Genomic DNA, 6,546 nt, shown 5'->3' with positions numbered 1-6,546 from the left:
CTGTCTTAGGAAGGGTAATGGCATACCCTAATCTCGAGGTCATACTCCGATAGCAGAAATGCACTTCGGTTTAATCAATTGAGAATCCCACTGATGCCGTAAGGCTATCAGCTTGCTCCTTTAGGGGTGGGAGTGTCAAAAGCATGGTCATCATAATAATAAAGACAAAGTAGGATGAGACAATAAATTTAACAGAGATGTTTTTAGTCGTGTCAAATACTGATTTGTTTACAGCTATCTATATTCCAAAGACACCCTTTGTCAATGGTTTACTAAAGCCGAAAAGGGCGAAAAAATTTAAATTTAAAATATGTAAAACAGAAAAAATAGCAGAAACCTTATATCATTATTTGTATAAAAAAGAAGAAATGCAAATTCACTGCTATTATTTCATCGGAGATTTAGATGATAGGTCAGAAAGGTATTTATTTGTTGAAAATAATGCTCTTTATGATGAGTTTATCTCACAGTTTTGGGGTGGTGGACAAAGGGATTCGGAATGGGGCATGGACACCTATCTAGATGTTACTAAACCAAAAGAAATTCTACATCAGCTTGAAAAAGTATATAACAATCTTTTTTATGAGGAGGATGAATCTATGCCTACGTGTCATATATTTGGGCAGCAATCGTGGCATGGAAATGCGTTTTTAATTGCTAATCGTGCTGCTTTAACCGAGCTACGAGATGCCATTGATACTGCGTTAAATTACGAAGAGGCAAGATTAACTCTATTTCCTTCTGATGATGAAGGATATGATTTTTTTATAAAATGTACAGAAGAAGATTTTAAATGGCAAATGTTAGAGATGCCGTATCATGATAGGGTATGCTACCAACCTGATGAAACGGTCAATCTTCCACCATATAAAGCTTTTAAAAAATATAAACGTTTTTTTAGTAGAGGTATGTAAAAAGGTTAGCTACTTAAAATAAATGATGATACTCTTTCTAACAAAAAATAGTACATTCAATTCCATAGACGTTAGCATTATGTAATTTGGGTTTGTATAATGATTAAAAACTTATATTATAATTGAGTTGAGATACAATTCTATGATGTTATGTATCCCGTTAACAATATATAATATAAGTTTTCATTAACATGACGTCCTTGTTTTTTATGAGTGCTTATATATTACAACTTACTAACCAACTTCTATCCAACTGTACTAAATTCTCTTTCATTTGGCGTGAATTTTTCCTTTTAGTTAATTGTTCATTTACTTTGGGTAATGATTTTTTTGTGTATGTATGATCGACTTCTATATTGTTCCATAATGAAGCTATTAAGTATGAACGCTGATTATTACTAAACATCCATCCTAGCATATCTTTATTTTCATTCATTTTTGTATCACATAATGAATTTTGACTCTTTTCAAAATGGTTCTGCCTCTCTTTTGTACAGGTGCCTTTTTCGACGTTTAAAAATGTTGCTTTTTGTAGAACCTCACTTATATTAAAGTTCATTACTTTTAAATTGTTTTCAAAAATTTCAACTTTAATACTATCATATTCGTTCATTTGATCATTACCTTCTATGATTTCATCATGCTTATTCTTCATGAATAACTTATATGAGGAATGATCCTTCCACAAAGCGATAATACATGCTTTAGTAGGTGTATTTATATCCCATCCTCCAATTTGGCCTAGAAAACCATCTATATTTTGGAGTGATCTCCATTGTTCTTGTGCAATTGAAAACTGTCTTCTATTATGTAATGGTACATTACAAACGATCCATTTAATTAACATCCTATCACCTCATTACAGATTTAAAAAAATTTACAAGGACTGTATACTCCTTCAATCTTGTACTACTTTTACAATAATTACATCAATAAGATGAAGTAATTTATATACGACTTTTGATGTAGACACTTGCGTGTGAGTACAACATATGTATGATCTAATTGAGGTAATGGTAGCTCCTATGTTGCACGTTGGATCTGGGTGGAAATAATTACAGTAAAAAATAGTTATCTAGTTGTTCGTGTTTTTTTTTTGATTTCTTTCTGATACTAGGTTTATGAAAATACAGCAAGAGGCTGGATTTGTATTGAGGGCAGAGAATTTGTTTAAGTACCTTTTTAAATACTTAAATAATTCAGCTACGAAGGGATTGCAGAACTCTGTTAGAAAAGTTTGTGTTCCTCTTTGATAAAAGCCCACTGCATGATAGTAAAACAAAGTACCACGAGACAAGTAAGGTGAAAATAATTGACCCATAGTTATATAAAAAGTTAATATAAACACAATGAACACAATTAATATCATGTATATGAGATTGAGAGGTAGTAGCTTTGAAATCATTTTATCATTATCTTATGACATATAGGGAACCAAAAGCAAAGACTGATATCGGGGGCTTTGCAAACAATGCTTACCAAGATCATGGCTTTCCTAAAAATTCTTTTGATTATAATGAAATTAGCACGTATTTAGAAATGAATGGTTCGTACTTAGCCAGTATGTCAATATTTGATACAGCTTGGGAGCTATATAGAGCTCATGAGGAACATTAGAAATATAACTTTAAAATATCCTGTCATGAAGTTAAATTGATTTATCCCTCTTCTGATCTAGCTGCATATAATAATGTATTAGAATGTAGCTTACAGCAAGGGGGTTATTACATTTGAAGAATGAAAAAAAACCACAATTTAAAGTCGGTGATGTAGTTGTCATTTCCAAATATGGTACTGTTGGGATGATTACAAATGTCACCATGATAGATGGGTTAATTTTATATGAAGTAAATTACAGTGATCAGTTATATGTCCAAAATGCGATTCAGTTATTAGCTGATTATGAAAATAATGTTGAAATTGAAAAAATGGAAATCGATTATAAATTTTATTTTGGTGATATTGTGAAGGTGTTAGAATATGGAAACACCTTATTCAAAGTAATAGGAATTAGAACAGAAATATGGCATTATCAAGCTGAGGTTGCTGTTGATATTATTTATGAACTCGTAAGCATTAATGAGGGGGAGTGGCTTGAAGTCAGTGAAGAAGAGCTAGTTTTATTATCTGATAAAGATAGTAGTGAGGTATTAACAAAAAAACATGTAACGTTAAAATATTTAAAACATAAGGAATTAGATCATTTTTCACCTTCTTATGTAGAAGAATCTGATCAAAGTCGTACGTATATTAAAAAAAAATATTTACAACTGATTGACTACTATTTAGATATTTATAACGACTACAAACGCCTATATGAAACATTTCAGGATGAGGAATATAAAAAAATAATGGATATTATTTTCTATCATTTAGAAAAACTATCACTTTATTTAAGTAGATAATAATTTTATAATTGAAAAAATTTAATTAAGATGTAGATCAAGTAAGGCAAACCAACATATTTGATGCATGCAAACATCCCATTTGTAACCTTTTCTAATAAACTGTCAAAAGCTTGTCCACTTACAACATTCATCTCCTCACTTTCCGCATGAGGCTTTACATAAGTTACTTGCTTTGCATACATACATAGCCCTCCTAAAAAACTTAACTTTTATTACACGATATGTAATGTCATTACATAATATACATGTTTTACAAAGATTCTTTTCATTAACTTTTCCACCCACATTTGAATAACTGGTGTTTATGATATGAATTTTATAGTGTTTAGAGAAAAAAATATGCCCCGAACGTTAGTCATATTCGTATTTAGCCCCACTTATAACGCTCTTTTCATAAGCTTTATTCCTATAGTCCCTAAATAGAAGATAAGGATGTTGTTTTAATCAACAGTCATCGTTAGAAGAAAGCTGCCATGGTTTTTTAGTAGGAAACATCCCATTTTAAAAAGTAACAAATAATGCGAATAAACCCTTTGCAAAAAATAATGTTCGTGTCATGATTTGAATCTTTTGGTATATCGTAAAAATTTCACACATAAACCTGTAAAAAAGGAGGCGGTAAATGTAATGAGTGAAATCAATGTAGTGATTGATACAGAAGAAATTGCTGAGTTTTTCTTTAATGAATTACTAAAGAGAGGACATATTCCACACGCAGAAGATCTCTTAGATATAGCAGATATCACTTTTGAATATTTACTGAAGAAGAACATCATTGACGAGGAATTTGATACAGACTAAGACTGCAAAAAATTATTGAAAATACTTCCTATTTGAACATGGTGTTTATAGTATAATAGGATTAGTCAATATATTTGCGAAAATGGGAGGATATGAATATGTCATTTTTTAATAAAATGTTTGCAAGTATTGGAATTGGTTCGACAACAGTTGATACAAAGCTGTATAATGACCGATTAGTAGCTGGTGAAGAAGTAAAAGGTATTGTTGAACTAACTGGTGGTAATGTTGATCAGGACATCGATTCAATCTATTTGTCTGTCAAAACAACTTATATTAAAGAAGTTAATGATACAAAGGTTAATAGACAAGTTGATATTGGAAAGTTTAAAATTAATGAACCTTTTACAATAAAGGCTGGGGAAGCAAAAGAAATCCCCTTCTCATTTGAGCTACCTATTGACACTCCTGTTACAATGGGTAAAACAAAAGTATGGATTCAAACAGGATTAGACATTAAAAATGCTGTTGATCCTAGTGACAAGGATTACATTTTAGTAGAGCCGATGCCTTTAACAACTGCTATTTTTAACTCAATTAACGAACTTGGTTTTCGTCTGCGTGAAGTTGAAAGTGAACAAGCTCCGTATAGTATGAAAGGGCGTTTGCCATTTATTCAAGAGTTTGAGTTTTTTCCTACGAGTGGACCATTTAGAGGTAAGTTAGATGAGTTGGAGTTAGTATTCTTCCCTCAATCACATGACAGTGTTGAAGTACTTATGGAAGTAGACCGTCGAGCGAGAGGTCTGGGTGGCTTTTTAGCAGAAGCGTTGGAAATGGACGAATCCATCATCCGTTTTACAGTTACAACTAATGATATGGATTATCTTACACAAAAAATGAAAGAACTAATCGAGAGATATTGCTAAATAAAATGATAAGAAAGTCAAGAGGTTGACTGAAAGCTCAACCTTTTGACTTTTCTTCTTGTGAAATAAGCTGTTCATTTAAGTTCCCTGATGGCATAACACAAAAATTTTCGTATAGTATTAATTGCTTATTAGTCATATCATTCTTAGTCATTAGTTTATTACTTATGATTCCGTCAATAGGTTCGTTTATAGCAAGCCTGTTTGCAGTTTCAGAACGATCAATCGTCCAAGCAAAAATGCTGACATCAATAGAATGGGCTGTTTTTATTAGTACGTCTGTTACAAAATACTTATGAACTGATATGAAATCAAATATACCTGAATATTGTAGGATTTGATAAGGTGAGGTTGATTTATCAATAATGATTCCGGAAGAAATTGAAGGGAGCAGTGAATGGAATTTCACCATAGAGGCTTCGTTAAATGATTGTACTTTAATATGCTGCAGCAAGTTTTGTTCGCTTTGGTATTTTTGAAGTACTTGCACTATTTTTTCTTCTATACCTGGATAATGTGAAGGGTTTTTAATTTCAATCATAATGCCAATATGTCGGCTATATTGTTCTATAACATCTGATAATGTAGGTATTTGTTCATTTGCATATTTTGTATGAAACCAACTACCTGCATCCAACTGCTGTAATTCTATTAGTGTTAAGTTTTTTACATAACCAGCTCCATTCGTCGTTCTGTCAACCGTTAGATCGTGAATAATGACTAAATGCGAGTCTTTTGTCATTTGTACATCAACTTCTATATAATCAGCATCCATTTTAACTGCCTTATCGAATGCTGCAAAAGTATTTTCTGGTGCATAAGCGGATGCTCCCCGGTGGGCTATAAATATGATAGAATCATTTATTAACATTTGCCCATAGACAAATGCCGAGGAAAGAAAAAAATAAATACTGAACAACATCAACATTAGCTTATACATCACGTCCTCCTTCCCATAATAAAATTACATTATTATATGCAAGCTTAAACGAACATGTAAACATGCTTAGGCATATTTTTACTAATTCTGTTAACAGTCGTCTAATAACTTTGATGGTTGTGACCGCTTTTCCGATATTTTCGAACTTAATAATTCTTTTTATAAATCACGTTATTTCAGATCCGTGCTACGCATAAGTCGTCTAATATGGAGCAATACATACAGCTAAAGGAGATAATAAATCTTGAAAGCACAATAATTGTTGAGTCCATTAGTTTCAGTTGTTCAGATGAATAATTGGAACTTTTATTATGTTAAATAGACAAGCTAGATGAGACCAACATACGATAATATGGGTAACTATGGTATAATTGGAATACAATAGTTCGGTAGCTAAAGGGTGGTCGGCTTCATACTCCTTGCGAAGGGAGGTGATGCCTATGTTGACTACATTTGAAGGGATAATGCTCATGATTGCTTTTGCAACATTAGTCGTAGCGATTCTTTCATTTCAACATAAAAAATAGACCGCCCTTATGAACTGCACCCCAATTGTTAGACAAAACTAACAACGGAGGTGCAGTTTTTAATGACAAAGTATTCCTTAGAAACTA

At 32.0% G+C, this 6,546-nt stretch carries 9 protein-coding genes; 6 read left to right on the top strand and 3 right to left on the bottom strand.

Annotated features, from left to right (window positions below; all coding sequences use genetic code 11):
• Nucleotides 1-209 precede the first annotated feature (209 nt).
• Nucleotides 210-914: a hypothetical protein gene (locus JM172_RS23695; protein ID WP_214484851.1), complete on the top strand. Its 705-nt coding sequence runs from the start codon at nucleotides 210-212 to the stop codon at nucleotides 912-914.
• 217 nt (nucleotides 915-1,131) lie between these two features.
• Here the strand turns inward: JM172_RS23695 and JM172_RS23690 are convergent, their stop codons facing one another.
• Nucleotides 1,132-1,761: a YdbC family protein gene (locus tag JM172_RS23690; protein WP_214484850.1), complete on the bottom strand. Its 630-nt coding sequence runs from the start codon at nucleotides 1,759-1,761 to the stop codon at nucleotides 1,132-1,134.
• Between the two features lie 548 nt (nucleotides 1,762-2,309).
• On the opposite strand from JM172_RS23690, the gene JM172_RS23685 reads away from it, so the two are divergent.
• Both JM172_RS23685 and JM172_RS23680 read left to right on the top strand, forming a co-directional pair.
• Nucleotides 2,310-2,531, top strand: coding sequence for a YozE family protein (locus JM172_RS23685; RefSeq protein WP_214484849.1), 222 nt, complete (start codon nucleotides 2,310-2,312; stop codon nucleotides 2,529-2,531).
• Between the two features lie 113 nt (nucleotides 2,532-2,644).
• Entirely contained in the window at nucleotides 2,645-3,319 is a 675-nt protein-coding gene (locus JM172_RS23680) for a hypothetical protein (RefSeq protein WP_214484848.1), read from the top strand.
• Between the two features lie 5 nt (nucleotides 3,320-3,324).
• Here the strand turns inward: JM172_RS23680 and JM172_RS23675 are convergent, their stop codons facing one another.
• Complete coding sequence (locus JM172_RS23675) at nucleotides 3,325-3,504, bottom strand: hypothetical protein (protein ID WP_214484847.1); 180 nt, start codon at nucleotides 3,502-3,504, stop codon at nucleotides 3,325-3,327.
• Nucleotides 3,505-3,949: 445 nt separating this feature from the next.
• Between JM172_RS23675 and JM172_RS23670 the strand changes: the two genes are divergently transcribed.
• Both JM172_RS23670 and JM172_RS23665 read left to right on the top strand, forming a co-directional pair.
• Complete coding sequence (locus tag JM172_RS23670) at nucleotides 3,950-4,123, top strand: YozD family protein (RefSeq protein ID WP_214484846.1); 174 nt, start codon at nucleotides 3,950-3,952, stop codon at nucleotides 4,121-4,123.
• A 98-nt stretch (nucleotides 4,124-4,221) separates the two neighbouring features.
• Complete coding sequence (locus JM172_RS23665; RefSeq protein ID WP_214484845.1) at nucleotides 4,222-4,992, top strand: sporulation protein; 771 nt, start codon at nucleotides 4,222-4,224, stop codon at nucleotides 4,990-4,992.
• 37 nt (nucleotides 4,993-5,029) lie between these two features.
• On the opposite strand, the gene JM172_RS23660 is transcribed toward JM172_RS23665, so the two are convergent.
• On the bottom strand, nucleotides 5,030-5,932 hold the full coding sequence (locus tag JM172_RS23660; protein WP_214484844.1) for a glycerophosphodiester phosphodiesterase: 903 nt from the start codon (nucleotides 5,930-5,932) through the stop codon (nucleotides 5,030-5,032).
• Between the two features lie 434 nt (nucleotides 5,933-6,366).
• Here JM172_RS23660 and JM172_RS24990 point away from each other — a divergent pair, with 434 nt between their 5' ends.
• The gene (locus JM172_RS24990) at nucleotides 6,367-6,459 is read left to right on the top strand and encodes a putative holin-like toxin (protein ID WP_250886864.1); all 93 of its coding nucleotides are present in this window, start codon (nucleotides 6,367-6,369) and stop codon (nucleotides 6,457-6,459) included.
• Nucleotides 6,460-6,546 lie beyond the last annotated feature (87 nt).

This window comes from Bacillus sp. SM2101 (assembly GCF_018588585.1).
In the GTDB taxonomy this organism is placed as follows: Bacteria; Bacillota; Bacilli; order Bacillales; family SM2101; genus Nanhaiella; species Nanhaiella sioensis.
This window is presented reverse-complemented; position numbering and strand designations above follow the sequence as displayed.

Bases quoted from the DNA above. Each gene is read 5' to 3' on its own strand.
- JM172_RS23690 (WP_214484850.1), bottom strand. From the start codon at position 1,761: ATGTTAATTAAATGGATCGTTTGTAATGTACCATTACATAATAGAAGA.
- JM172_RS23675 (WP_214484847.1), bottom strand. From the start codon at position 3,504: ATGTATGCAAAGCAAGTAACTTATGTAAAGCCTCATGCGGAAAGTGAG.
- JM172_RS23670 (WP_214484846.1), top strand. From the start codon at position 3,950: ATGAGTGAAATCAATGTAGTGATTGATACAGAAGAAATTGCTGAGTTT.
- JM172_RS23665 (WP_214484845.1), top strand. From the start codon at position 4,222: ATGTCATTTTTTAATAAAATGTTTGCAAGTATTGGAATTGGTTCGACA.
- JM172_RS23660 (WP_214484844.1), bottom strand. From the start codon at position 5,932: ATGTATAAGCTAATGTTGATGTTGTTCAGTATTTATTTTTTTCTTTCC.
- JM172_RS24990 (WP_250886864.1), top strand. From the start codon at position 6,367: ATGCCTATGTTGACTACATTTGAAGGGATAATGCTCATGATTGCTTTT.